The sequence below is a fragment of the Streptomyces sp. NPDC001515 genome, assembly GCF_053597115.1.
Map to the genome: position 1 here is coordinate 158,407 of NZ_JBSFHN010000012.1, position 24,433 is coordinate 182,839.

Here is a 24,433-nt window from a genome sequence, read left to right on the forward strand (position 1 = left end):
GGGGAGGGCGCATGGCGCTGACGCCGATGGACGACCTGACCCGGCTGTACACGAAGCTCCAGAAGAGGGCTTCCGCCGCGCGCCAGTGGTCTTCCTACTATGACGGTGACGTACCGCTCAAGTTCACATCGCCGGAGTTCAAGGGGCAGACCGGCGCTCTCTTTGAGGGCTTCTCCGACAACTGGTGTCAAGTGGTACCGGATGCCACGGTGGAGCGCCTTGTCCCCATCGCGTTTCGCCTCCAGGACGGCACCAACGACACCGAAGCGTGGAGCGCCTGGAGGCGTAACAACTGCGACGTGGAGGTAGGGCTAGCCTTTCTGGAGGCCCTGATCTCGGGGCGGTCCTTCGGGTTGGTGTGGAAGCCGGATGGTGTCCATACGGAGATCACGTTTCACGACGTGCGCCAGGCCATCGTGGAATACGTCCCGGGTAAGCGTAGGCAGCGACGCGCGGGCCTGCTGGTCTGGAAGGACGGCGGCCAGGAGCGGGCGAGTCTCTTCTATCCGAACGCCGTTTATCTCTGGGTTCGCCAGTCGTCTACGACCTTCGGGCTTCCGGTTGCTGACGGAAGCGGGTGGGTGTCCGCTGGGACGCTGAGGAATCCGCTTGGCGCGGTACCGCTTGTGGCCCTGGAGAATCGCGCCCGTCTGTACGGGAAGCCGACCAGCGAGATTGCCAGCGTGGCGCCACTACAGGACAGCGTCAATACGCTGTGGGCGCACCTGATGACGGCAGCAGATGAGAGGGCCGTACCCGCCCGTGCCGTCCTGGGCATGGATCGGCCAACGCGGGAGATCATCGATCCGGAAACGGAAGAGGTGATCGGGGAAGAGGACCTTCCCATCGATCGCTTCCGGCGAGACCGGCTGCTGTGGCTAGAGCGTGAGGGAGCCCAGATCGCGGAGTTCAGTGCCGCTGATCTGACCAACTACACCTCCGTGATTGAGACGGCGGTACGGCACATCGCGGCCCAGACGCGCACACCCCCGAGTTACCTGACTGGTGAAATGGTCAACATCTCGGCCGATGCGCTGGTTGCCTCGGAGGCCGGGCTGGTGGCCAAGGTGCAGGAGCGGCAGCGTTTCTTTGGGGCGTCGCTGCGTGAGCTAATGCGGCTAGAGGCGCTGGCGGCTGGCAATCCATCTCGTGCCGAGGCGCTGGCCATGGGAACGGTTGTTTGGCGCGATGCTCAGTTCCGCAGTGAGGCCCAATACGCCGACGCGCTGACCAAGTACAAGACCATCGGTGTTCCGGATGAAGAACTGTGGAGCCGCATTCCGGATGTCACGCCTGAGGTGGTGGAGCGCTGGAAGGCGATGCGTGACGACCAGGCAGCGGCCATCGTGGGCGGCAACTTCGCCGCGCTGTACGGGCCCAAGCCGGAGGGTGAAGAGCCCGAGGAGTAGGGGGTTCGGTGGCCACGCGCAAGGCGCCCAAGGCGATGACCGACGCGGAGTTGCTGAAGGCTATCCGGGATCTCACCCAGGAATTTGATGCTGCCGTTGAGGCCGCTGGATGGGACGACTCGGGACCAGAGGCGCAGCGGCTGTCGGCGGAGATCGAGCGATACGCCAGTGAGTCACGCCACCGAATGGAGGCTGCGCAGGCTGCTAAGAAGGCGGCCTCTCGCGACGCCAAGGCGCGCAAGCCCAGCGTTGCCGGTCCGGGTGGCAAGTTCGCTCCTGAGTCGGAGGACATCGAAGCCGTTCTCCGGGAGGCGCTGAAGTCCTCTCAGCCTGGACCGGACGGCAAGACGTACTTGCTACGTCTCGGTGGTCGGTCGCGGAGACAGCAGCAGGCCATCCGGGAACTAGCTGCTGAAGGTCTGCTGAAGAAGACCGGGCGGGGCCACTCGTCCATGTCCGGGGGGCTGCGGCAGGCTGAGGCGTACAGCGGCCAGACGTACACGATCACGAAGGATGGAGAGCAGCGGCTACGGGAGATCCTGGCCGCCAAGGGGGAGCCCCTTCCCGGGAAAAGGGCTGAGCCAGTGTCTCGCCCCGCTGCTCGTCCTGCACTGGCCGCCCGCCCGAGTTCGAGACCTGCGCCCGAGATGCCGTCTGCGGGTCCCCGTGCCGGTACCGCGTCGGCCGCCTCCCGCCGCCTGGCAGAGGCCAGGTATGAAGAGGTGGCGGCACGATCCCGGGGCGTTGTGGCAGCAGTAAAGGAGATCTGGTCGCACCTGGAGCCTGAGCGGATCCTAGCTGCTCTCCAGGGGGAGAGCGGGCTAGCCATTCTCAATTTGGTGACCGCAGGCCAGCTTTCGGTGGCCCAGGGCGCTGAGCTGTTCGTGACTAGCGCGATGCTCAGTCAGGGTGCGGCATCCGGGACGGCGGGGCTTCTGGTCCCACGCCAACTCGCCGGGATCGCAGCGGACGGCCGGTCACTAGCCACGCTGCTCTACACACCCGGCATCACAACGTCCAGGGCGCTAGCCCTGGGGGCGACACCTGAACAGGCGTCCGCGATGGGCCTAAATCAGCTCGCCCGTATGGTGGCTACGACGATCACCGACACTGCCCGCACGGCCACGTCAGTCGCGATGACTGCCAACCCCCGGTGCGTGGGCTATGTGCGCGTGGTCAAGCTTCCGGCATGTTCCCGCTGCATCATCCTGGCGGGGCGCCAGTACACCCACTCAGAGGGGTTCAAGCGTCACCCGCGCTGTGATTGCGGCATGGAGCCCATGAGCGAGGCGGAATGGCAGTCACGGGAAACGGCCAGCAGTCCCAATGACCTCTTCAAGCAGATGTCCCCTGAGGAGCGCCGCAAGCGATTCGGTGCTGCGGGGGCAGAGGCTCTTGAGGCGGGTGCGGATATGGGTCAGGTGGTCAACGCGCGACGCGGCATCTCGACCACCAGCACCGGCAAGAAGGTGACCACGGAGGGCACCACCAAGCGAGGTGTCGGCGGTAAGGCTCTGACCTCTGACGGGTTTACCTCTCCTGGCGGTCGAAAGAGGCCGCGCACCAAGGAAGCCCGGCTAATGCCGGAACAGATCCTTGGCCAAGCACACGGCAACCGTGAGCTTCAAATTTCCCTGCTGCGTAAGCACGGGTACATCACATAGGAGCGACTCCTTATGCAGACTCTTCCCTTCCACCCTCTGACCGGTGACCAGGCTCTGGGCTTCCGCAAGAGCGGTACGCCGATCTGGCCCATCAAGGGTGGCTCCGGAGAGGGCGACCCGGGCAGTGACCCGGGCACTGAGCCCGACGGTAAGCCCGGAACCGACCCCAACGACAACCCGGGCACCGACCCGGAAGCCGTTCTGGGCGATGCCGGGAAGAAGGCGATCAAGGCGGAGCGCGATGCCCGCAAGACTGCCGAGAAGGAGCGTGACGACGCGCACGCGGAGGTCAAGCGCCTACAGCGGGCCAACGCAGCCGTCAAGGGTCACGACCTGGAGGCGATCAAGGCGGAGATCCGCGAGGAGTTCAAGGAGCAGATCAACTCCGCAGCCCTCCGGGCGGAAGCCAAGGGCCGTCTGGCTGATCCGTCCGACGTGGGCCGGTACCTGGACGTCAAGACGCTGGACGGTGAAGAGGCCATCAAGGCCGCCGTGGATCAGCTACTCAAGGACCGCCCATACCTGGCAGCCGCTTCGACATCGGACAAGCCCTGGGGCGAGGTGGGCGGGGGCAAGCAGCCGAGCGGCGACCCTGAGCCGTCCAGCCCCCAGGAGCGGATGGCGCGGGCGTACGGCAGCAAGGCCAAGAGCTAGAACCACCTACGGATATCCGTAGGTGGCCCCATCTTCAGATAGGAACAACATGGCTGGCGAACTGACGCTAGTGGAGGCGGCCAAGCTGTCGCAGGACGATCTCCAGAAGGGGGTCCTGGAGACCTTCGTCCAGGAGTCCTCGGTCCTGGACCGCATTCCGCTGCTGCCGATCAACGGCAATGCGTACGCCTACAACGAGGAGAAGACGCTGCCTGGCGTCGCCTTCCGGGCGGTCAACGAGGGGTACGCGGGCTCCACGGGTACCGTCAACCCCAAGTCGGAGAAGCTGGTCATCCTGGGCGGGGACGCCGATGTGGACCGCTTCATCGTCCAGACGCGAGGCAACCTCAACGATCAGCGAGCGATTCAGACCCGCATGAAGGTCAAGGCCGCGTCGTACAAGTTCCAGGACCACTTCATCAACGGTGATGTGGCGGTGGAGCCCAAGGGCTTCGATGGCCTCAAGAAGCGCCTCACCGGCAACCAGGTCTTTCCCGCCGGTACCAACGGCCTTGGTCCGGTCGCCGGTGGTCACGACTTCTTCGATGCGCTGGACGACCTGATCTCCCGGGTGCCTGGCCTGAACGGCGGGAACGGCGCACTTTACACCAACTCGAAGATCATCGCCAAGATCAAGTCGTCTGCGCGCCGCCTCGGTGGCTACGAGATGGTCAGGGACGCGCTGACCCAGAAGATGGTGGCCACGTACAACGGCATCCCGCTCCTGGACATCGGCCAGACCGCCGCTGGCGACGACATCATCCCGATGACGGAGGCACAGGGCACCTCCAGTGCGGCGGGCTCGATCTACGCCGTGAAGTTCGGCTCGGCCGAGGGTGACCAGGCGGTGACCGGGCTGACCAACGGCGGTGTCCAGGTGCGAGACCTGGGCGAGCTGGACACCCTCCCGGTGTACCGCACCCGGCTGGAGTTCTACTGCGGCCTCGCGATCTTCGGGGGCAAGGGCGCTGCCCGCCTGACGGGTGTCCTGGCCGCCTGATGCCCCCGCGCAAGCGCACGGCGACCGCCCCTGAGGTGGAGCACCGCTCCGACTGTCGTGGCCCTCGGATGGAGAGCTATCCGGCTCATCCGCCAGAGGGCCCGGCGGTCACGGTGACCCGCTGCCAGGAGTGCGGAGCACAGGAAACCACGTAAACGGGAGGGGTTCGCATGGCGTTGCCACCACTGGCCACAGTTGAGGATCTGGCCGGGTGGATGCAAGTGGACCCCGCCACCCTCCCGGCGTCCGCTGCCTCCACGCTTGAGCGAGTCTCCGCCATCATCCGGGGCGAGGCCCGCAACCTATTTCAGCGCCGGACGTCCACGCTACGACGTACGCCGGTCGATGGGGTGATCTCTCTGCCCCTCCGGCCCGTGATCTCTGTTGAGTCGGTCACGTCGGAAGGCCACCCCGTCCCCTACCGCTGGGAAGAGGAGACGGAGAGGCTGTACGTGAGCACTTGGGTGCCCGTCTCGGTGACGTTCACGCACGGGTACGCAGAGGTTCCCGGGGATGTCATCGCAGTCGCTCTGACAGCAGCACAGCGTGTTCTCAGCAATCCGAATGATCTCCGTCAGGAGACCGTAGGGGCCGTCAGCGTGACCTACGCAGCGGAGACCATAGGCGCCAGCCTGTCTCAGGCGGACAAGGATCTCCTTGCCAGGTACCGGCGGCGCTTCGCAGTGACGCGGGTGATCTGATGAGTCTTCTGTACGGCGAGAGCGTCACGCTGGTTCGAGCCCCGATGAAGGTGGACCGCTATGGCAACCCATCAACCGAACGGGACTGGACTGCGGCCGAACGCTGGACATACCACAGCGTCATGGTCCAGCCGGAGGGCTCGGCAGAGGATGTCGGGGATCGCCCCTCTGTGATCACGGGGTGGCGACTGATCACCCCGAAGGGGATGGGGTTCCCGGCGCTGCCCACTGACCGAATCGAGTGGGGCGGCATGACCCTGGAACTAGACGGGGAGGTAGGCGTCTTCAAAGTTCGAGGGCGTGTCCATCACGCGGAGGCGCGGCTACGGAGGTCGTCTGGATGAGTGAGGCGCGGATCACATACAACTTCGACTTCATCCGGGCCCTGCCTAAGTCGGAGGCCGTCCAGCGGCTGGTCATGCAAAAGGCCAGCGATATGGACGCAGCACTTCGTAGCGTAGGCGCACAGACCCGGGTGGACCACCAGACGGGTGAGACGCGGTTCCGAGCGGCTGTCATCGCTGGGTACGAAGAGACGGCCACCAGGGAGACCACGCGGCGCAACCTCCTGCTGGCTCTTGACGCTGCCACTGATGTCCATGGGTAGGCCCGTCGTCATCTTTCCAGACAGCGTACTGCTGGCCATCAACTACCTGCGCCCGCTTGCTGGTGTCCCCGTGTACTCCCGGGTACCGAACCCCCGCCCGGGGACCTTCGTACGCGTGGAGCGCATCGGTGGGGTCCGCCGCAACTTGATCCTGGACCGGCCCAGGCTCGATATCGAGTGCTGGGCTGACACAGACGCGTCAGCCGCTGACCTCTGCGCCCTTGTGCGCGCTCACGTGCTGGCCATGTCAGGGCGACGAGGGGACTCCACGGTGTACGACGTGGCGGAGGTGTCCGGCCCCATGTGGCTGCCTGACAGCGTGTCGGGCCAGCCGCGCTACTCATTCGCTGTCGATTTCTCGACACGCGGCAACCGATTGGAATCGACATGAGCGGAAACGTCTCGAACCCCCGACTATGGGAGGGTGCTGACCTGTGGACAGCACCCGTAGCCACACCGCTGCCCGAAGCGCTGGACGATGACATGACCACGGTGCCCGCCTGGAAGGCCGTGGGACTCCTCAGCGAGGACGGCGCCAGCGAGTCCCGGGACGAGGACACCACGGACTTCTACGCATGGGGCGGTAAGTTGATCCGCACCAAGCGCAGCAAGCACAAGCGCACTGTCAAGGTCACGTGCCTCGAAGACAACCTGGTGGTGTTCGGACTGGTGAACCCGGGTTCCGTCGTGACCACCGCCAACGGTGTCAACACGCGCACGGTCAAGATCCCTAAGGGAGACCGCCGCGCCTTCGTCCTGGAGCTAGTGGACGGCGACATCACGCGACGGCGCCATATCCCGGATGGTGAGATCACCTCCGTGGGCGAGGTCAACCTGAGTGAGTCTGTTCTCCAGGTGTTCGAGCTGACGGTCACCATCTACCCGGCAGCGGACGACACGCTGTACATCGACTACGACAACGACGCGTCTAACGCTGCTGCTTAGCACCTACGAATATTCGTAGGTGCCCACGCGGGGCCCTGGTTTCTGGGTGGGATCAGGGCCCCGCGCAACCACCCACCCACCACCCGCCAAGGAGATGCCATATGGCCACGAAGAGCGATGCCACGCACACCCCTGCCACTGTGGAGTTCAACGGCGCCGTGTACCGCGTGCCGCCCGCAGAGGACTGGGACATTGACGTCCTGGAAGCGATCGATGACCAGCGGATCACGCACGCGGTCAAGGCCCTTCTGGGGGAGGAGCAGTACGCCACCTTCCGCAAGGCCAATCGCAAGGTGGCCGACCTGGGGCGGTTCTTCGAGGTGGCCGGTAAGGCTGTGGCGGCGGGAAACTCCTAAGCCTGCTACCGCTCATCCGGGAGCACGGGGACGCCATTGAGGCAGACTTGGCCTTCCGGGGTGTTGACTTGCTGGACCTCTGGCGCCGCAAGATCAGCCCCCGGAAGATGGCTGTACTCATCTGGGGTCTACCTCCGGATTCTGCGACACGGCAGGCGATCAATGGGGGCGCCCCGCTCTGGTCGGTAACGGACTACATCCTTGCGGACCTTGTGGACGTCCAGGCGCGCGCCGTCTGGGTCGCTGCTAACAAGGACGTCCCCAGGCATGACCAGAGCCCGCCGCCAGCGCCGTACAGGCGTCCGGGCGACGATGGGCCGCAGAAGGCGAAGATCAGCGCCGCTGCCCTACTAGCTCACAGAGAGCGCACCAGAAGGGGGTAGCGTGAGCGCGAACAGCCCAGAAATTGCGATCGCCTATGTGTCGATCGTGCCGGAGATCCAGGGGTTCACCCGTGAGCTTCGGAACCAGATTGTGGGGCCAGCGGGAGACGCAGGCGCGCAGGCTGGTGAAGCGGCTGGCGGCGGCCTGCGGGACAAGCTCAAGGTAGCCGCTGCCGCTGCCGGGGTTGCCGCTGGCGCCGTCCTCGCCAAGGGACTGGCTGACGCCATCGAGCAGGCCAACGTGACCAACCGGCTTCAGGCCCAGCTTGGAGCCACGGGCAAGGATGCCAAGCGCTACGGAGAGATCGCGGGAAAGCTCTACTCCAAGGGCATCACCGAGAACTTCGAAGAGGGCGCAGAGGCCATCCGGGCTGTAGTCAACGCAGGCTTGGTGAAGCCCGACGCGACGAATGCTCAGCTTGAGTCGATCGCAACCAAGATGAACGACGTCGCAACGACCTTCGGCACCGACATGTCGATGCAGACTCAGGCTGTCAGCGCACTGATGAAGAACGGCCTGGCAAAGAACGCGGGCGAAGCCCTGGACCTGATCACGTTTGGGCTTCAGAAGTTGGGGCCCAATGCTGAAGATCTCCTGGAGACCTTCCAGGAGTATCCGCGTCAGCTCCAGAAGCTGGGCCTGGACGCCCGAGTATCCCTGGGCCTGTTCTCCCAGGGGCTCAGGGCGGGTGCCAGGGACACGGACATTGTGGCCGATGCCCTGAAGGAATTCGGTATCCGGTCTATCGACATGTCCGCAGCCTCCCGTGAGGCGTACAAGGCTCTCGGCATCAACGCTGTGAAGATGGAGCAGCAGATCGCCAAGGGCGGAGCCGGAGCGCGGAAGGGGCTGCAAACGGTCCTGGACCGACTGCGAGCCATGAGGGACCCAGTGGAGCGGAACGCTGCGGCGGTGGGCCTCTTCGGGACGCAGGCGGAAGATCTGGGTAGCGCTCTTTTCAAGCTGGATCCAAGCAAGGCGACCGCTGCCCTGGGTAGGACGGGCGGCGCCGCCAAGGCAATGGGGGACACCCTCCGCAGTGGGCCCATGCAGCAGATCAAGGTATTCCAGCGCACGGTACAGCAGCAGCTCGTAGACGTGCTGGGCAAGTACCTGATCCCGCAGCTTCTGAACGTCAAGACGTACGGGTCCGCTGCATTCGGCTGGCTCAAGGGCAACGCAGGCTGGCTGCTGCCCTTCGCATCCGGAGTCAGCGCCATTGCCCTGGCTGTAGGGGTGTATGTGGGGGCCGTCAAGGTGGCGGCCTTGGTCACCCGGGCATGGGCAGCGGCTCAGGCTGCGGTCAACGCGGTCATGGCGATGAGCCCGGTCGGGCTGGCAGTCCTAGCGCTGGTGGGCTTGGCGGCGGCGCTGTTCGTGGTCTGGAAGCGATCTGAGACCTTCCGGTCCGTCGTGCTGCGTGCGTGGGGCGGAATTCAGACCGCTGCCCTGTACGCGTGGAACGTCGTTCTGAAGCCCGTTTTCCAGGCCATTGCGGCGATCGTCGTCTGGCTATATGGGACGATCCTGAAGCCCATCTTCGGCTTCATCGGAGGACTCCTTGGGGTCCTCTGGGCGGTCTTCAAGTTCTCCTTCACACTGATCATCGGCATCATGACCGACCTGGCCAAGATCGCGCTGTGGCTGTGGAATGTGGCTATCGGCCCGGTCTTCGGCTGGATCGCAACCAAGGCCGCGTGGCTGTACAACACGGCGATCAAGCCGCATCTGGGATCGATCATGTCGGCCCTTAAGGATGTGGGGGCCGCCGCCAAGTGGCTGTGGGACGAGGTGTTCAGCCCAGTATTTGGCTGGATCGCCTCGAAGGCCAAGACGATGTGGGAGAAGGGTGTCAAGCCCGCCTTCAACGCACTGCGTGAGGGTGTCAAGGCGGTGGCCAGCGGGTTCGAAACCGCAAAGAATGCCATCAAGACTGCGTGGGGCAAGCTCAACGAGATCGCCCGCAGTCCGGTTTCCTTCATCGTGAACACGGTGTACTCGAAGGGCATCGTCCCGGTGTGGAACCGGATCGCGGGAGCCTTCGGTGCACCCAAGCTGAAGACGCTACATTTCGCGTCCGGTGGCATCCTCCCGGGTTACACGCCGGGGCGGGACGTCCACCTAGCCGCGCTGTCTGGCGGTGAGGCAGTGATGCGCCCAGAGTGGACCCGTGCCATGGGGTCTGGCTACATCAACTCCATGAACGCCATTGCCAAGAGCGGAGGCGTCAGTGCCGTGCAGCGGGCCATGGGCGGGGGATTGCCTGCGTTCAAGGATGGGGGAATCTTCGAATGGGTTGACAGCAATCTCCTGGGCGGCTACGGCTCCAAGGCATGGGATAAGGCCAAGGCAGCAGCCTCCTGGCTGAAGGACGGCCTGGCCAACTCGGCCCGCGCTGGGGTGAACGCGGTGGTTAATCCGCTGCTGAGCCGAATCCCGGGTGCGGATACTGGGTGGGGTAAGGCCATCCGTGGCGTACCGAACAAGATGATTGACGCGCTGTTCGGTTACGCCAAGAAGGCGGATTCCAAGGCTTCCCCGAACGTCACCTACAAGGCGGGTGCTGGGGTCGCGCAGTGGAAGCCAGTAGTCCTCAAGGCACTGTCGATGATCGGCCAGCCGTCCTCGCTGCTGGGCACGGTGCTTCGGCGGATGAACCAGGAATCTGGCGGCAACCCTCGTGCGATCAACAACTGGGACATCAACGCCAGGAACGGGACACCCTCCAAGGGGCTCATGCAGGTCATTGACCCGACGTTCGCCAGCTTCGCAGGCAAGCTCCGCAGTCGGGGCATCTGGGACCCGCTGGCCAACGTGTACGCCTCCATGCGGTATGCGATGAGTCGCTACGGGAGCCTGCCAGCGGCGTACGACCGGGCCGGAGGTTACGACTCGGGAGGCTGGCTACAGCCCGGGGCCACGCTCAGCGTGAACGCCAGCGGCAAGCCCGAGCCCGTTTTCACTGCTGGTCAGTGGTCGATCCTGTCCACGTTGGCCGCACGTGGAGCCGAGGGTGACCAGCGTATGAGCCTTGACGGCGCTCGGCTGACTTTGGTCACCGAGGGCGGATCGTTTGAGGCATACGTAGACACGCGGGCGGACTCACGTATTGACGCTGGGCTCACTCGCCCGGCCTTCCTAGGGAGAAACCTATGAGCACTCCGGCCGAGGGGGACATGACCCCTGACGGCGACCCGCTGGTGGTGCCGTACACACAGGAGTACGTGGACGATGACGGTAACACCGTGATCGTCGGATATCCGTCAGGCAGCACGACCGGCTACACCGGTACCCCCGGTACCTCCGCCGATGGTCCAGGGATGGGCGTCAGCGAAGAGGGCGGGTACGGGGCCTGATCACCACTGGGCCACCCCCGAATATTCGGGGGTGGCCCCCTTTATGGAGGTTCATCTCATGGTGTACGCCAACCCAAACCTCATGGCTGTTGATGGCAGCACCTTCGAGGGTGGAACCCACGCCTGGACTACGCCATCCGCCAACACGACCCTGACGGTGGTCAGCGGTCAGTTCTTGACCGGGTCCTACTCGCTGCGGTTCACGGCGACGGCTGCCGTTCCGAGCGGAGCGGAGAGCGTCAGCGCGAACACCCCGTACGTACGGGACGTGATCCCGGGTGTCACCTACGTGGCCCACATTCCGGTCCGTGTCAGTGCGACGGGTGCGGGGAGATCCGTCAAGGCGCGCATGCTTTTCTATGCCGAGACCGGCGGGAATATTGGCTACACGGACTCTACGATCCAGCTAGACCCCGCACAGACTGGTTGGGTCCCCGCCAACTACCTGTCGGTCTCGATGGTCGCCCCTCCAGATGCGGTTCGAGTGCGAGTCACCTTCTACGCCTACGGCCTTGCCGCTGGTGAGTACGTCAACGTCGATGACGTGATCCTGACGAATGTCACTGACCGTTACGGCGAACTGCTGGAGTTCGAAACGCGCTCCATTGAGAGCGACACGTCCAGGTGGACCGCGCAGAATGCGACGTTGCGCCGCGCCTTCGGGTACCTAGCCACGGGGGCTGGGTATCACTGCCTCGCCGGAGCGTCTACGGCGGCCAGCGGGGTTATGTACCTGCGGACGACGGCCCTCTACCCGGTCACGCCGGGAAAGTCGTACGTGACGTATGGGGCGATCCAGTGTGCTACGGCCACCAATACGGGCAGCGTTGGGATCGAGTGGTACACATCGGCAGGGGTGTGGATCTCTACCACGTCACTTCCCCTGTCCTTCTCTCCCACCATTCAGAGGGTGGCATGCTCGGGGGTAGCCCCCGCCAATGCCACCAAGGCGCGTCCGGTTTTCAGCATGGTCCCCACTGCGGTGGGGCAGGAAGCGGCCCTGGATGACGTCAGCTTCGCCTCTCCGCAGACCACTCCGGCGGGCGCTGCACGTAACCTCCTGACCTACGAGGAGTGGTCCACTGAATCCACTCTTCCAGCCTGGACCGTGACGGGCGGATCGACGGCCCGTGCCTACTTCACCAGCGCACTCACTGAGGGGTTTTTTGCTCTACGGGTGACCCCCTCCGTCCCAGGTGCCGGTACCGTCCAGGCCAGGCTAGACCGCCTCGCTCCAGTCACTCCCGGCTTGACGTACCAGGTCGGCGCTACGGCCTTCCGGCACAGCACCTCGCCAGGCCAGGCCATTGTTTCCATGATGCGCGCAACGATCGACTGGTATGACTCCAGCGGCGCGCCCTTCATGATTGATGAGCCGGACCAGTTTTACCCGGTAGAAAGCCCGGACGAGTGGTACGCATCGGTGAACACTGAGACGCGTACGTGCCCTCAGGGAGCCGCGTACGCCCGAGTTGGCCTGGAGCTGGTCTGCGACACTCCGCTGATTGACTTCTGGTCGGTGGACAACATATTCCTGGTGGAGGCCACCAGTGAGTACGACCTGACCGCCAACAGCGACATCGGGTGTGTGACTCTCAAGGTCAACTATGTGAGTCCGAATGTACCCAAGAACCAGAGAATCACCATTCGGCGCATTGATGAGAGTGGGGATTCCACACCCATGCGCACCTATGGGGGCGAGTGGGAGCTAACCCCCAACCCGTTCTCTCCACTGATAGTGGAGGACTATGAGGCCCCCCTAGGTTCTCGGGTCTGGTACCAGGTCACCTGGTCCAACGAGGATGGCAGCCTCTACGGGTCACGCCTGTTCACGCGGCCCATCACAGCGCCAGTACTGGACAACGGGGACTATGTCTGGTTCAAGGCGCCAGGCGTCCCAGCCCTCAACACGCGAGTGATGATGGAGGGTCCTCTCACCTGGGCCAGGGAGGCAAGGTCCGCACGGTACGACATCGTCGGCCGAAAGCACCCGGTACACCGCACCGATGTCCGGGCTGGGCGAACGTCGAACATCACCGTGCTCATATGGGACGCCGGAGCGCACGACCAGTTCAACAACCTGTTGGACGCCGGAGGGCCAGCGCTGATCCAGGCCATGCCCGGCTACGGGATCGAAGGAAATCTCTACGTCGCGGTGGGCGCGGTAGAGGTAGAGCCGCTGAGCCCGGATGCCCGGGAGGACGGCTGGCGTTGGAAGCTGGCCGTGACAGAGGTTGACCGGCCAGACGGCGGGCTCCAGGGGAGTGCGGCCAGCACTTGGGCGAGCATCCTTTCCGGGTACAGCACTTGGGAAGCGCTCTTCTTTGGCAATGAGACCTGGACCGATGTTCTGACAGGGGGCTAACTGTGCAGCCAGTAAGCACCAAGTGGGCCCGAGCGCTGAGCGCAGATCACGAGCTGTCGGTGAAGGTGAACGTGCTCTACAACGGCGCTGTCGTGGCCGAGGACGTAACCTTCACCGACGGTTCGATACAGGTGGACCGGGGTAGTGATGTGCGCCGGTCCCTGACGCTGGTCATTGACGATCCAGCGGCCTTCCCGGTAAACCCCACCGACAGATACGCAGTTTACGGACAGCGCATCTACGTTGAGGCCGGGATCCGGTACCTGGATGGTGCGGCAGAGCGCGTGCCCGTCGGGACCTTCGTCATTACTTCCGTCAGCGGGGACATCCACATGGGCCCGATGACCGTTGAAGCTGCCGGGCTGGAGATCCTGGCTAAGCGCTTCCTGTGGGACTCGGCGCAGTCCACCAGGGGGTACCAGAGCGCGGCCACGTTCCTGGCCAGCCTTCTGCCCGCAGCGGTTCCCGGAGCGGCATTCGTGGACTCTTCCACGCTAGGCGCCTCCACACCGCTGGCCACACGTACCTGGGACGCCCAGACGGATGCCTGGAGCGCATTCCGCGAGGTAGCGCTGTCGGTGGGTTGTGAGCTGTTCTGCGACGCAGCCGGGACCTTCCGCCTTGTGGACATCCCTGACCCACTCAACGCTTCTGTGCCGCCCGTCTGGGATGTCGCAGCGGGCGAACGCGGTGTCATGGTGCGAGCAACCATGGCTCTGACGGCGGATGGAGTCTACAACCGGGTCGTCGTCACAGGGGAGAACACCAGCGACAACGCGCCGCCAGTCCGCGCGACAGCGAGCATCACAGCGGCCTCGGATCCGCTTCGGTACGGGGGCCCCTTTGGGCGAGTCACCAAGTCAGTCAGCTCATCGCTGGTGACTAGCACCGCGCAGGCTCAGGTGATGGCCGCTGGTCTCCTGGCCAAGCTGCGTGCGCCGAACCGCAGCGTCTCCCTGGAGGCGATTCCAAACCCGGCCCTGGACGCGGGGGACCGGATCCGGGTTGACTACGGCGCTGCCGCCCCTCCAGAGATTCACATCGTCCAGGCCTTTGACCTTCCGCTGAGCGTGGCAGGGGGCGCGTTCAGCATCGAAACCGTGGCAGGAAGGAGGGAGGACGATGGCGGGACTTGATGCCCTGCTGGGCGCATCGGTGGAAGCGGTCCGGCGATCCGGCGCGCTCGAATCTGGGGCCATCATGGCGGTTGTCTCGGCCGTCAGGGTTGACGGCACCGTGGACTGCGCACGGGCCGACGACCTGTACCCCAGCGTGCGCATCCTGAGTGGCTACCAGGCCCCGGCAGTGGGCGACCGCGTCGAGTTGCTGCGAACGGTTGGCGGCTGGGTATGCCTTGGTGCTCTTCAGTCAGCCACACCAGCACCGCAGTGGATCACGGCTGCGCTAGCCGGTGGCTATACCACGGACGGCAATGCGAACGGCGTCGTTCAGTACCGCCGCTACGTGGACCGGGGGACGCCCTACGTGGAGTGGTCTGGTGGGCTCTCGTGGACGACATCCGGCACCCCGCCTAACGGAGGCGTCTTCTTCACCGTTCCAGCAGCCTTTCGACCCACCTCTCTGCGGTCCGTTGCAGCCGCTGCGGGTGGCGTGTGTACGAAGGTTGACTTCACCGCCGCTGGCGCCTGCACAGTCATTATTCCCAGCGGGTCAGCGCTGACCACCTGGTGCAGCCTCAACAACGTCCGATATCGCATCGACTAGGAGCGACCCATGCCGCTGACAGACTCGTACGGGCAGGGAGTCACGTACCCCACGCTGACGGACAAGCCGAACGCTCAGACCCTGGGCCAGGGCATCGTGGACGGGCTAACCCCTCGCGTTGTCATGGTCTTCGCCAGTGCGGCCGTCCGAGGGGCGACGATCATCAAGCCATCGTCGGGCATGGTTACGTGGCTACGAGACGTCGCCCGTCTGGAGGTGTACGACGGAACGGGGTGGGCAACCGTGGCCGCCGGGACGTCCACGTGGAAGACGATCAACCTTTCGGGTACCCACCTGACCCACAACGGCAACAGCCAGGGCACCTTTCAGTACCGCTTGGTGAACATGTTCGGGGAGATGACCCTCATGTTCCGGGGCGGTATCAATGTCACGTACCCGAACCCCAACGGCATCCTGCCGGGTGCAAACCGACTCAACGCCGACCCCCTTCCCGCTCAGTGTCGCCCAACGACGCTCCGTACGGTGGTCGTCCCATGCTCAGACTCCAACTCCAACCGGATCACCATGAAGCTCGATATCAGCAAGGAGGGAATCCTGAGCATCATCGGAACCTCCGCCAATGCGATGCCGCCCTGGATCGGATTCAACGGGGTGTTCTGTTCCCTGTAGCACCTACGAATATTCGTAGGTCATTCGACTCCCTAGAACATAAGCGGTACCCATCGAATTAGAGGAGTGAACCTGTGATACCCACTGCTGCCAGCGTGCTCGCCATCGCCAAGGCGGAGGTTGGCACCCACGAGACCCGATCGGGCGGCCACTGGGTCAACGACAGCAAGTACAACCGGTGGTATGGCCGTATCCCTGGCTACCCCCGCGACGGCATGGACTACCCCTGGTGTGCCGTCTACGTGGCGTGGGTGGCCGACAAGGCGAAGGCTGCCGCGCTCTATCCGAAGACCGCCGGGTGTGAGACCGCCGTCGCCTGGTTCAAGAAGGCGCGGCGATTCAGCGAGTACCCTGCCATCGGGGCCCAGGTGTTCTACGGGCCCGGAGGCGGTACCCACACCGGCCTGGTGTATGCCTACGACGCGGACTACATCTACACCTACGAGGGCAACACCAACGCCAACGGGTCGGCCGAGGGTGATGGGGTCTACGCCAAGAAGCGCGCACGGCGGGACAGTTACGTCTACGGCTACGGCTACCCCGCCTTCGCTGAGGGCATCAAGAGCGCGGACCCCGCCTGGGCGGACCAGGCCCCCAAGGTCACCAAGCCCAAGCCGCCCGCAGTCAAGCCCAAGCCGCTGGTGGACCTGTCGGAGCTGATCCGTGCCGCCAAGCTGGACCCCACTGCCAGGCAGGGGCACCAGACCTACCCGTACGGCGTCAAGATCGTGGAGGCGGCTCTCCGGGCCGAGGGGCTGCTGAGCGCCAAGTATGCGTCGGATGGGTCGTATGGGACCACCACCCTGGAGGCCATGTCCAAGTGGCAGCGCCGACTTGGCTACACCGGAAGCGTTTCCCGGGTTGGGTCTTCCGCTGACGGGCGCCCCGGTCTGGCGTCGCTGACGCGCCTAGGGGCCAAGCACGGGTTCGGGGTGAGGCCCTGATGGCGGGAGAGGAGTCCGGGGCATGGATCCCGGCCAGCGAGCTGTTCGCGGAGCTGCGGCGGCTCGCAGAGGTGACGACCAGGCTCGATGAGCGCCTATCGCAGAACCGCACCCATGAGGACGTGGAGGCGCTGACAGACCGGGTCACGGCGCTGGAACAGCGGATCTGGCGGGCCAGCGGGTTCGCTGCTGCTGTCGGCGCGCTGGTCAGTATCGGCGTAGCGGTCATGACGAAATGAGGGGAGTTCCGATGGGAACGCACAGAGCTGATGGACCGGGGCGTATACGGACGGCCCTGGCGTGGGCGGTCCGACACAAGGGCACGATCCTGAGTGTGGCGGTGGCTGCGCTGCCGCTGATCGCCCGGTACGTCCCGGACTTCCCGGCGGACATGATCCTGTCTGTCATCCGGGGCTTCCTGGGCGCCTAGCATTCGACCCCCTAGCCCTCTCCTGAAGGCACCAAACGAAGGAGAGGGCGAATGGGGCTTCCGAACATCGCGCTGATCGGCAAGGCTGGCAGCGGCAAGGACACCGTGGCGGAGCGTCTGACCACGCGCTGGGCGTACACCCGGCTGGCGTTCGCGGACCCGCTGCGGCATGTGGCGCTGGACATCAACCCGTACATCCCCACGGGCCCGGGGATCACCGTGCGACTCCATGCCTTGGTGGCGGACGTCGGATGGGATTACGCCAAGCGTACCTACCCGGAGGTGAGGCGGGTACTCCAGCAGGCGGGCCAGGGTGTACGCAACATCGACCCGGACTTCTGGCTCAATCTCCTCATGAAGAAGGTGGAGGCGGCCCGGTCCTGGAACATGCCGCTGGTCGTCACGGACTGCCGCTACGAGAATGAGGCCATCGCGCTCAGGCTGGCGGGCTTCCGGACCGTGCGCGTCCACCGGCCCCGGGGTACAGCCATGACCTTCTCGGAGGGCCGCGCGGCCATGCACGCCAGCGAAACGGAGCTGGACGACTACCCCTGTGACGGCACGCTGCACAACGTCTCCACGGTCTCCGACCTGATCGCAGCCGCTGACGCACTGATCCAGTAGGTACCCTGACGCCCCCAGTGACTCCCTTACCGGAGCGCTGGGGGCGTTTTTGTTACCTCCGAAAAATTTTCGGAGGTGGCTTGCAGAGACCACCTCCGCCGTGCTTAGCTGTACCCACAACGACAACGAAGGGGCGGACACCATGATCAAGGTCATCCAGGAGAACGGCAAGTTCACGGGTCACGTGGGCGACATGTACGAGACCCCCGCCTACGTCACGGAGGAGATGGCGCAGGCAGACGCCAAGTGCTGGCTGGCCTTCAACGGGGAGGCGCTGGACGAGTACACCCGTGGGTACCAGCTTGGCCTTGCCGCCCGCCGCGTGGCCGACCGGAACAACACGATCACCGTTTCCACGGGGACCTTCGTCATTCCGTCGGAGATCGCGTTTGAGCTGCGATCCTCGAACCCCCACCCGCGATCGATCGTACCCGGGATGTACCACAAGGCCATGATGAAGCGCCAGGAGGCGTTTCAGGAGGTGGAGCGCCTGTGTGGGATCGACGGGGCCGAGGCGCGCAAGGTTCCGGCACTCCTGAGGGCGAACAGCCCCCACTCCTACTAGTACTCTCCCGGGGCGGAGTTCATGAACTCCGCCCCGGGGACACGTACCTCCGAAAATTCGGAGGTAGCTGGACCCTGGCGGCGGAATCCGCTATCATCACCACCTGTACGGCAACACCACTCGGAACGGGAGAGAGACCATGGCTGCAACCCAGAAGCTGGACGTTACGACCGAGGCGGGCGCGGAGGCCATCGACCAGGTCAAGGCCAACGCGGAGCGAGTGAAGGCCCTCCTGATTGAGGCCGGTGAGGGGTCCGGCGAGGCCGCTGAGGAGCTGGACAGGGAAACCGAGGCGATCATCAGCGCTCTGAGCGGGAAGGGCTCCATCAAGATCAAGACGGAGCTTCGTTCCGCCTGGAAGGAGTCGGTTGCCGAAGGTCTGAAGCGCGGCCCCGTGTCCGGAGAGGTTGCCGTCAAGACCTGGGACCAGTACGAGGGTACCGAGGAGCTTGTCTCCATGGGTGCTGAGAAGCTTGCCGAGGGTGTGAAGCTCAACATCAAGGCTGGCACCGTTGCCAAGGAGGTGGCCGCCCTGGTCTTCGATGTCTGGACGCGCATCGAGAACAAGGACGGGAACCCGGACCTGAAGGGGGACAGTAACGCGGCCAAGGAGGCGTCGGGTGAACTGCTCCGGCGCGCCGGACAGGGATTCGAGGACTCCTACGACACGCAGAGGGCGCTCAAGCGGCTCATGCGCTCCGTCCAGGACTTCCGCTCGGATGTCCGCGCTGAGTGGCTGCGCAGCCTGGACGGAAACGACGAGGTCGCCCAGGAGCGCCGGGAGCTGGTGGCCAGCGTGTTGGAGAACAAGCCGGAAGGCGAGAAGGCGTCCGAATGGGTCGCTACCGCTTACGGCACGGACACGATCGGTCAGACGGAGCGCAAGCGCCTGGCCTACCACCAGAAGCAGGCGGCCCTCGCGGCGGCGCAGAGCGGTGAGGAGTCCGAGAACGTTCCGGAGACCGCCGCCAGCCAGAGCACCCCGGACGAGCGGGTTGCCCAGATGGCCAAGCGTGTCATGAAGGACATCACCGCTGCGACACCGGCTGACTTCGAGGCGGCCTCTGAGGAGACCAGGAAGGCGGCTCGGGACCAGCTTGAAGCCGTCATTGCCAAACTGAAGGCATTTGTAGCGGCCACCATCTAAGCGAGTGCCCTAGAAGCCCCACCTGACACCTGGTCAGGTGGGGCTTCTGCATGTCCGGGCACAGCGGAAGGGGCGCAACAGCCTCATGACCTGCATAAATGTAGAAGATGTAGTTTCTGTACCTAGTCTGACATTCCCTATAGAAACCCATAGCTAAACCGGAGCCGCCTTCATACCTACACTTCCTACACTCAGCATTCGGCCCCCTAGGTCCCCTGTGAAGACACAGAAAGGGGCCGTCATGGCCAGAGTTCTGAACGAGGAGACCGGGCAGTTCCGCCGCTACTACCGGGAGAGCGCTCCGGACGTCCGCTACCCCAGCGTGACCAGCATCGTGGACCACGCCCCCAAGAAGTTCCTGCCGCGCTGGTACGCCGACATGGCCGCAGACCTCGCGCTGGACAGCATCGACTACGTGGCCCGGATGAAGGAGCGCGATCCGCGTGGGGCCAAGAAGTGGCTGGCCGGTGCCGCTGGTCGCTACACGCGCAATCGTGGCGACGTCGGCAGTGACGCCCATGACCTCTTCGAGCGGATGATCAGGGGCCACCAGGTCCGCCGCCAGTCGATCGACATGGAGCCGTACCGGGCCCAGTTCCGTTCGTTCCTGACCTTCGTCAACCCCGAACTGGTGAGGGCGGAGGACGTGGCCTGGTCGGACACCTACCAGTACGCGGGAAGTTTCGACGCCTGGCTACGGCTGTGGGTGGTCAAGGGGGCGGACGGCACCTGGACTCTCGACCCGGGACGGAGCCACCCGATGTCCGTGCCCGTGGACGTGATCGCGGACTGGAAGACGTCTAAGAGCGTCTGGGCCAGCGTCGCCCTTCAGATGGGTGGATACGCGTTCGCTGACCTCATCATCGATCCGGACGGCACGGAGACCCCCATGCCCGCGTTCGATGGCGCCGTTGTCCTCCACATCACCCCGGAGGGCTGGGCCCTGTACCCGGTCTACCTGGACAAGCTCCAGAGGGCGTTCCGCTACTTCCTGCACCTGCGGGCCACGCACGAGTGGGAGACGGCGGACAGTAAGACGGCCCTGGGCAAGCCGCTGGCACGCTCGCAGCGGGAGACCGGCACGGAGCGGAGAGGCTGAGCCATGGGAAGGAAGATGACCAAGGCGCCCTCTCACGCCTATCGCGCTGTGGTGGTCTGGGAGCAGCGGGATGGCGGCCAGGAGACCGAGTACCTAGGGCCCTACTGGCGCCGGTCGGATGCTCAAGGACGCCTGTCCCACATCGAGCACTACAGCCGACATGGCCGCCTGACGTTCATCGGCGGACACATCGAGACTGCATCCCTGGGGGAGTGGACAGCGTGAACACCACCAGCAGCGCCCAGACGGGCCCCAACTGCCTCTGTAACCCGCAGAAGTCGGGCCTGTGCCCCATCTGTAGCGGCTGACCCTCTAAGGCCCCCAGTGACCCCCTCCAGGGCCGCTGGGGGCCTTTGGCATTCGACCCCCTAGGCCCGGTGTGTAAGGGGAAAAACACGCGGGACCGGGGCGGGCATTCGACCCCCTAGGCCCTGAGTGAAGGGGAGCGAGGCGGCAGGAACAGCCCGCGCGGCGCGGTTCAGCGCATAAGACGCGGTGACCCTGCCTCGCTCCCCGATCAATTCACAGCAGAGGGGACCAGATGGACGCCAGCATCTTCCACGACCCGGAGCGCGAGGCCAGAGAGGCGGAGTTCGCCCGCCCGGACTACGCATTCCAGCTCCGCACCGGCACGCAGATCACTCCGCCCGGTGCCAAGAAGTCCACGCCGGTCAGCCTGGCCCAGTGGCGCATCCTGGCCGCCGGGGAGGAGACCGCCAAGGGGCTGGCGGAGCTTCTGGGGGGCTCCCCGGACCACAAGTTCCCGGAGAAGGAGCACGACTACGAGGTCATGACCGAGACCTCGTCCCTGGAGGTGGTCATCAACGGCTCGGACGCCGTCGATGACAAGTTCGTCCAGTGGGGCACCCACGGTCTGCCCATCCACGAGTGCGACGGCCTGCGGTCTCTCCTCAAGGAGGACAAGGGCGCGCCGTGCGGCTGCTCCGGCACCCTGAAGGAGCGCAAGGCCAAGAACCGCGCGGGCAAGGCACCCGGCCCGAACATCGTGATCTCCATGCGCCTGGCGGGCCTGGGCTACGAGCTGGGCGTTGGCCGCTGGATCGCCACGAGCTGGCAGTTCGCGGAGACCATCCACCAGATCAAGGATGAGCTGGACGACGTGGACGGCGAAGCGCTGGTCCGCCTGGAGATCGTCCCCGAGGAGTTCACCAACAGCGACGGCGAGCTGGTGAAGTACAAGAAGCCGGTCCTTACGGTGCTCGGCTCCTACAACGACGCGATCTCCGAAGAGCGCTGATGCTAGACCGCGCCGAGCCGTACGACTGGGCGCGGGCAGTCCGGGGGACAGATGACGTCACGTTGTCCGTCCCCCTCTGGGACTGGCCCGTGAGCGCCCGCCCTGCCGTGCTCGCTGAACGCCAGCGACGCGGGATCCTACAGCATGACCCCGAGCCCATCGGGGACACCGACTACCGCTAGCGCCTGAAGCGCAGCAAGGAGAGGTATCACATGATCTACCACGTCACCCGTACCGACACCCCCGGACCCGGAGAGTTCGTTTCGGCCGTCGTGATCGCCCGGGGGCGGTCCCTGGCCCGCGAGGCCGTCAGCCACCTCAGTGGCGTCATCTCGAACGGCACCCAGCGCAACGTCTGGGCCAGGCCGCTGGACACCGTGAACGAGAGCGGCATCGTCGTCGCCTACCACGACGAGACCCCCACCCTGGACGACGCGATGGACATCGACCCGGCCACCGACTATGACTCCCAGCTCGTGGAGCCCGAGGCCGTCTGATCTTCTGGCCCGGTACCACTCCCGAATATTCGGAGGTGGTACCGGGCTTGAGGCAGTAGAGGGGGCAGGTGGCCCCGCGATGGGAGAGCGCTCGTGTTCAAGGCTGAAGAGAAGGTCAAGTACGCCCGTATGGCGATGCCCGCCACGATCCTGAGCGGGCCGCACAACTCGCCGGGGCACGACCGCTACCTGATCCGCAAGGCGGACGGCAACGTGTCTCTGGTGAAGTTCACGGAGCTGTCCCCACTGGCGCCCGAAGACCCGCGCGTGGAAGTCCTCACCCGCGCTCTGATGGTCAGCTACGAGATCGCCTCGGAGAGCATGCGCGAGTCGTTCCGGGTGAAGGCCAAGCGACTCCTGGCGACCATCGACCGGGCATCGGCACCCGAGCCCGAGCCGCTGACCAAGGGGAGCCGCATCCGCATACTCAAGAGGTCTGCCGAGGGTGCGATCGTCCGGGAGGGGGATGTCCTGGAAGTCGTGCACGTCACAAGGCACTACGTGTGCACCGAGGCCCCCCGTTCCCTCCGCAACCGCAACTGGGCGTTCCAACTGTCCGGCGAGGGTGACCTCTGGGAACGTGTCTAGCGCAAATGATTGCCCGGTACCACCTCCGAATATTCGGGGGTGGTACCGGGCTTCCGGCGGTAAGGGGTGCACTACCCCACGGAAAGGGGTTATCTATGGCCGAAGTGAGGTACGAACGGGCCTTGGTTGATATGACCACGGAGGAGATGCGCGTCATTCGTATGGCGCTGGCAACGTTTATCGATTACGCGGCCTACACCAACCAGCAAGAGTGCGACTTGGCTCATTCGCTGAAAGTCGATCTGGGCCCCCGCTCCCGTGGGTAAGCGTGCGGTGTTCACGGATTATGCCGGGAACGAACTGCATCCCGGGGACCTGATCACCTACAGCGCGCGGCAGGGGAACAGTGTTCGGGTCACGGATGCCGTGATCCTGGAGGTGACCGCCGAGAAGGCCAACGTGCCTCATGTGGGGGTTGTGCTGGTGCCGGTCCTCAGGGTCCAGCCCACGGGCGTGGAAAGCGGCCCCGTCAAGCGCAAGTCGGGTGACCCGCAGTGGATCACCACTGAACATGTCCGCTTGATCACTCCGGACTTTGCGCCATGAGCGCCGGTCTGATCGTCGGGCCGTACGCTGCGGTTCCGCTGGGCAACCTACGAGCATCAGGCCCCCGAGTCACTGTCTGGATAAAACCGGGGGCGCCCTCGCGGGCTGACTGGCCAAGGTATTTGGATGCGATTGCTGCGGCCGTCTCCCGTGGCGCTGATGTGAGGTGGCTACGCGAATGAGCTTCGATGCCAACAGGGACAAGCTGGCCTCCATTCTCATGGAGTATGAGCACACCACCGCACCACTCATTGACGCGACCAACAGGCTGCGTGAGGAGCTGGTGAAGAAGGGGTGGTCCCCGCAGGGGGCGGAGAACATGGCTGCCACCTGGTACGGGACGCTCTTCAGCTCGAACGGCGGCGCAAGGTGACCAGGCTCGGGCTCAGTCGATGGCGCAGTGTGCGCCTTGAAGACGCTGGCCCGTACCGCTGGCGCCGCCTGTTCAGTCACCGGCGGTTCGCGCTGGTGTGGATCGAGTGGGAGGGGAAGTCGTGAAGAAGTGCCGACTATGCGAGCGGGTGAAGCCCGCTGATCAGTTCCTGGCAGGGAAGGCGAAGAAGCCTTCGAGCGCCTGCGCCGATTGTCGCCGCAAGAAGCAGCAGCAGTACGTCCGCAGCTACTACCGGTCACTGCCGCCGGACAAGCGCCACACGCTGACCCACAGGCGGCGCGCGGAGGCGTACGGCGTAGAGCACGTCCCATACAGCCGGACGGCGATCCTGGCTCGCTGGGGCCACGCCTGCGCCTACTGTGGGGCGTTTGCCACCCACCTAGATCACGTCCACCCGCTCTCCAAGGGTGGCGCTGATGCTGAGCACAACGTGATTCCTGCGTGTGCTGCATGCAACTTGTCGAAGGGGCCCAAGACCCTGGCCGAATGGTCCGAGACCTTCGGGCCCAGTGAGGACCCGGGCATCGGGCTTCCCTTCTAGCATT

The 24,433-nt window shown here is 64.9% G+C and carries 26 protein-coding genes; all 26 read left to right on the plus strand.

The genetic code is table 11. From position 1 onward, the window contains the following. Positions 1-11 precede the first annotated feature (11 nt). The 26 genes from ACWCXC_RS15530 to ACWCXC_RS15655 all read left to right on the plus strand — a co-directional run bounded on the left by ACWCXC_RS15530 (position 12) and on the right by ACWCXC_RS15655 (position 24,429). Complete coding sequence (locus ACWCXC_RS15530) at positions 12-1,409, plus strand: phage portal protein (protein WP_450889113.1); 1,398 nt, start codon at positions 12-14, stop codon at positions 1,407-1,409. Positions 1,410-1,417: 8 nt separating this feature from the next. Then, the gene (locus ACWCXC_RS15535; protein ID WP_450889115.1) at positions 1,418-3,073 is read left to right on the plus strand and encodes a VG15 protein; all 1,656 of its coding nucleotides are present in this window, start codon (positions 1,418-1,420) and stop codon (positions 3,071-3,073) included. Between the two features lie 12 nt (positions 3,074-3,085). Continuing rightward, positions 3,086-3,727 carry a hypothetical protein gene (locus ACWCXC_RS15540; protein ID WP_450889117.1) on the plus strand — a complete coding sequence of 214 codons (642 nt, stop codon included), beginning with the start codon at positions 3,086-3,088 and terminating at the stop codon, positions 3,725-3,727. Between the two features lie 49 nt (positions 3,728-3,776). Continuing rightward, positions 3,777-4,727, plus strand: a complete 951-nt coding sequence (locus ACWCXC_RS15545; RefSeq protein ID WP_450889119.1) for a major capsid protein — start codon at positions 3,777-3,779, stop codon at positions 4,725-4,727. Positions 4,728-5,101: 374 nt separating this feature from the next. Then, the gene (locus ACWCXC_RS15550; protein ID WP_450889121.1) at positions 5,102-5,428 is read left to right on the plus strand and encodes a hypothetical protein; all 327 of its coding nucleotides are present in this window, start codon (positions 5,102-5,104) and stop codon (positions 5,426-5,428) included. Positions 5,429-6,422: 994 nt separating this feature from the next. Then, complete coding sequence (locus tag ACWCXC_RS15555; RefSeq protein WP_450889123.1) at positions 6,423-6,980, plus strand: phage tail tube protein; 558 nt, start codon at positions 6,423-6,425, stop codon at positions 6,978-6,980. A gap of 101 nt (positions 6,981-7,081) precedes the next feature. Next, positions 7,082-7,336, plus strand: a complete 255-nt coding sequence (locus tag ACWCXC_RS15560) for a hypothetical protein (protein WP_450889125.1) — start codon at positions 7,082-7,084, stop codon at positions 7,334-7,336. Between the two features lie 384 nt (positions 7,337-7,720). Further along, positions 7,721-10,876, plus strand: a complete 3,156-nt coding sequence (locus ACWCXC_RS15565; RefSeq protein ID WP_450889127.1) for a transglycosylase SLT domain-containing protein — start codon at positions 7,721-7,723, stop codon at positions 10,874-10,876. Further along, complete coding sequence (locus tag ACWCXC_RS15570) at positions 10,873-11,076, plus strand: hypothetical protein (RefSeq protein WP_450889129.1); 204 nt, start codon at positions 10,873-10,875, stop codon at positions 11,074-11,076. The genes ACWCXC_RS15565 and ACWCXC_RS15570 overlap by 4 nt, the downstream gene beginning before the upstream one ends. Before the next feature lie 58 nt (positions 11,077-11,134). Beyond that, positions 11,135-13,441 carry a hypothetical protein gene (locus tag ACWCXC_RS15575; protein ID WP_450889131.1) on the plus strand — a complete coding sequence of 769 codons (2,307 nt, stop codon included), beginning with the start codon at positions 11,135-11,137 and terminating at the stop codon, positions 13,439-13,441. Positions 13,442-13,500: 59 nt separating this feature from the next. Next, positions 13,501-14,577 (plus strand): DUF5047 domain-containing protein, encoded by a 1,077-nt coding sequence (locus ACWCXC_RS15580; protein WP_450889133.1) that lies wholly within the window; start codon positions 13,501-13,503, stop codon positions 14,575-14,577. Next, positions 14,564-15,166 (plus strand): hypothetical protein, encoded by a 603-nt coding sequence (locus ACWCXC_RS15585; protein ID WP_450889135.1) that lies wholly within the window; start codon positions 14,564-14,566, stop codon positions 15,164-15,166. Before ACWCXC_RS15580 ends, ACWCXC_RS15585 begins: the two co-directional genes overlap by 14 nt. A 9-nt stretch (positions 15,167-15,175) precedes the next feature. Further along, a complete protein-coding gene (locus ACWCXC_RS15590; protein ID WP_450889137.1) occupies positions 15,176-15,796 on the plus strand; it encodes a hypothetical protein in 621 nt (206 codons plus the stop codon). Positions 15,797-15,891: 95 nt separating this feature from the next. After that, entirely contained in the window at positions 15,892-16,740 is an 849-nt protein-coding gene (locus tag ACWCXC_RS15595) for a CHAP domain-containing protein (RefSeq protein ID WP_450889139.1), read from the plus strand. Beyond that, positions 16,740-16,979, plus strand: coding sequence for a hypothetical protein (locus ACWCXC_RS15600; RefSeq protein ID WP_450889141.1), 240 nt, complete (start codon positions 16,740-16,742; stop codon positions 16,977-16,979). Before ACWCXC_RS15595 ends, ACWCXC_RS15600 begins: the two co-directional genes overlap by 1 nt. A 242-nt stretch (positions 16,980-17,221) precedes the next feature. Further along, a complete protein-coding gene (locus ACWCXC_RS15605) occupies positions 17,222-17,794 on the plus strand; it encodes a hypothetical protein (protein ID WP_450889143.1) in 573 nt (190 codons plus the stop codon). Positions 17,795-17,936: 142 nt separating this feature from the next. Continuing rightward, on the plus strand, positions 17,937-18,359 hold the full coding sequence (locus ACWCXC_RS15610; protein WP_450889145.1) for a hypothetical protein: 423 nt from the start codon (positions 17,937-17,939) through the stop codon (positions 18,357-18,359). 139 nt (positions 18,360-18,498) lie between these two features. Then, the gene (locus tag ACWCXC_RS15615; RefSeq protein ID WP_450889147.1) at positions 18,499-19,506 is read left to right on the plus strand and encodes a hypothetical protein; all 1,008 of its coding nucleotides are present in this window, start codon (positions 18,499-18,501) and stop codon (positions 19,504-19,506) included. A 241-nt stretch (positions 19,507-19,747) separates the two neighbouring features. Then, positions 19,748-20,605, plus strand: coding sequence for a hypothetical protein (locus ACWCXC_RS15620; RefSeq protein ID WP_450889149.1), 858 nt, complete (start codon positions 19,748-19,750; stop codon positions 20,603-20,605). A 541-nt stretch (positions 20,606-21,146) separates the two neighbouring features. Then, positions 21,147-21,863 (plus strand): recombination directionality factor, encoded by a 717-nt coding sequence (locus tag ACWCXC_RS15625; protein WP_450889151.1) that lies wholly within the window; start codon positions 21,147-21,149, stop codon positions 21,861-21,863. A 212-nt stretch (positions 21,864-22,075) separates the two neighbouring features. Then, on the plus strand, positions 22,076-22,360 hold the full coding sequence (locus tag ACWCXC_RS15630) for a hypothetical protein (RefSeq protein ID WP_450889153.1): 285 nt from the start codon (positions 22,076-22,078) through the stop codon (positions 22,358-22,360). A gap of 93 nt (positions 22,361-22,453) precedes the next feature. After that, complete coding sequence (locus ACWCXC_RS15635; RefSeq protein ID WP_450889155.1) at positions 22,454-22,948, plus strand: hypothetical protein; 495 nt, start codon at positions 22,454-22,456, stop codon at positions 22,946-22,948. 95 nt (positions 22,949-23,043) lie between these two features. Further along, entirely contained in the window at positions 23,044-23,214 is a 171-nt protein-coding gene (locus tag ACWCXC_RS15640; protein WP_450889157.1) for a hypothetical protein, read from the plus strand. A 7-nt stretch (positions 23,215-23,221) separates the two neighbouring features. Then, on the plus strand, positions 23,222-23,494 hold the full coding sequence (locus ACWCXC_RS15645) for a hypothetical protein (protein WP_450889159.1): 273 nt from the start codon (positions 23,222-23,224) through the stop codon (positions 23,492-23,494). Positions 23,495-23,672: 178 nt separating this feature from the next. After that, positions 23,673-23,867 (plus strand): hypothetical protein, encoded by a 195-nt coding sequence (locus tag ACWCXC_RS15650; RefSeq protein WP_450889161.1) that lies wholly within the window; start codon positions 23,673-23,675, stop codon positions 23,865-23,867. A 148-nt stretch (positions 23,868-24,015) separates the two neighbouring features. Then, positions 24,016-24,429, plus strand: a complete 414-nt coding sequence (locus ACWCXC_RS15655; RefSeq protein ID WP_450889163.1) for an HNH endonuclease — start codon at positions 24,016-24,018, stop codon at positions 24,427-24,429. Positions 24,430-24,433 lie beyond the last annotated feature (4 nt).

Bases quoted from the DNA above. Each gene is read 5' to 3' on its own strand.
- ACWCXC_RS15530 (WP_450889113.1), top strand. From the start codon at position 12: ATGGCGCTGACGCCGATGGACGACCTGACCCGGCTGTACACGAAGCTC.
- ACWCXC_RS15540 (WP_450889117.1), top strand. From the start codon at position 3,086: ATGCAGACTCTTCCCTTCCACCCTCTGACCGGTGACCAGGCTCTGGGC.
- ACWCXC_RS15545 (WP_450889119.1), top strand. From the start codon at position 3,777: ATGGCTGGCGAACTGACGCTAGTGGAGGCGGCCAAGCTGTCGCAGGAC.
- ACWCXC_RS15555 (WP_450889123.1), top strand. From the start codon at position 6,423: ATGAGCGGAAACGTCTCGAACCCCCGACTATGGGAGGGTGCTGACCTG.
- ACWCXC_RS15560 (WP_450889125.1), top strand. From the start codon at position 7,082: ATGGCCACGAAGAGCGATGCCACGCACACCCCTGCCACTGTGGAGTTC.
- ACWCXC_RS15570 (WP_450889129.1), top strand. From the start codon at position 10,873: ATGAGCACTCCGGCCGAGGGGGACATGACCCCTGACGGCGACCCGCTG.
- ACWCXC_RS15575 (WP_450889131.1), top strand. From the start codon at position 11,135: ATGGTGTACGCCAACCCAAACCTCATGGCTGTTGATGGCAGCACCTTC.
- ACWCXC_RS15585 (WP_450889135.1), top strand. From the start codon at position 14,564: ATGGCGGGACTTGATGCCCTGCTGGGCGCATCGGTGGAAGCGGTCCGG.
- ACWCXC_RS15590 (WP_450889137.1), top strand. From the start codon at position 15,176: ATGCCGCTGACAGACTCGTACGGGCAGGGAGTCACGTACCCCACGCTG.
- ACWCXC_RS15600 (WP_450889141.1), top strand. From the start codon at position 16,740: ATGGCGGGAGAGGAGTCCGGGGCATGGATCCCGGCCAGCGAGCTGTTC.
- ACWCXC_RS15605 (WP_450889143.1), top strand. From the start codon at position 17,222: ATGGGGCTTCCGAACATCGCGCTGATCGGCAAGGCTGGCAGCGGCAAG.
- ACWCXC_RS15610 (WP_450889145.1), top strand. From the start codon at position 17,937: ATGATCAAGGTCATCCAGGAGAACGGCAAGTTCACGGGTCACGTGGGC.
- ACWCXC_RS15615 (WP_450889147.1), top strand. From the start codon at position 18,499: ATGGCTGCAACCCAGAAGCTGGACGTTACGACCGAGGCGGGCGCGGAG.
- ACWCXC_RS15620 (WP_450889149.1), top strand. From the start codon at position 19,748: ATGGCCAGAGTTCTGAACGAGGAGACCGGGCAGTTCCGCCGCTACTAC.
- ACWCXC_RS15625 (WP_450889151.1), top strand. From the start codon at position 21,147: ATGGACGCCAGCATCTTCCACGACCCGGAGCGCGAGGCCAGAGAGGCG.
- ACWCXC_RS15630 (WP_450889153.1), top strand. From the start codon at position 22,076: ATGATCTACCACGTCACCCGTACCGACACCCCCGGACCCGGAGAGTTC.
- ACWCXC_RS15640 (WP_450889157.1), top strand. From the start codon at position 23,044: ATGGCCGAAGTGAGGTACGAACGGGCCTTGGTTGATATGACCACGGAG.
- ACWCXC_RS15650 (WP_450889161.1), top strand. From the start codon at position 23,673: ATGAGCTTCGATGCCAACAGGGACAAGCTGGCCTCCATTCTCATGGAG.